Below are 537 nucleotides of genomic sequence, written 5' to 3' on the forward strand. Positions count from 1 at the left end.
CACCATGGTTGCTCCAGTTAAATTCAGCGAAACAAATAGTATTGTCAATATTAATGCAACAACAAACACAGCAGCAGACAGCCAAGAATTCAGATGATCCGCCAATCTGTGAGCCCAGCCACCAGAAAAATACGCGCCTTCATCTCTGTAGAGATAGTACCGCTCCGCCTGCTCAAGCTGCCTGACAATAATTTGGACACTAACCACATAGGACAGAACAACCAGCGATATCGCGAACGCGAAACATATCCACGATCCGTAAAGAGCCCAAGCGAACTTAGCTTGATAAATTGGAATGAAATCCTTGAGAAATCCGAGCGAGAGCGCAAGGCCTGCACTGGAATACGTCAAAATGGATTTGTCCAAATTCTCCAGATTTGAGAGTCTAAGCTTAAAAAGCTCCTCTCGCCGCTTCTCATACAACCGCTTTCTTTCCTCACCGTCGTCAACAGTTCCCGAATCGTTCTGCATAGGCGATGAAATAACTGGATTGACCTCAAATCGAAAATGAAGAGGATCCGATTGACCTCTTCGTCA

At 45.4% G+C, this 537-nt stretch carries 1 protein-coding gene; it reads right to left on the bottom strand.

The genetic code is table 11. From position 1 onward, the window contains the following. Positions 1-471: hypothetical protein (locus HV824_RS36050; RefSeq protein WP_176425299.1), on the bottom strand; the 471-nt coding region annotated here is incomplete at its 3' end. Positions 472-537 lie beyond the last annotated feature (66 nt).

The organism is Myxococcus sp. AM009, from assembly GCF_013372605.1.
Taxonomy (GTDB): Bacteria; Myxococcota; Myxococcia; order Myxococcales; family Myxococcaceae; genus Myxococcus; species Myxococcus vastator.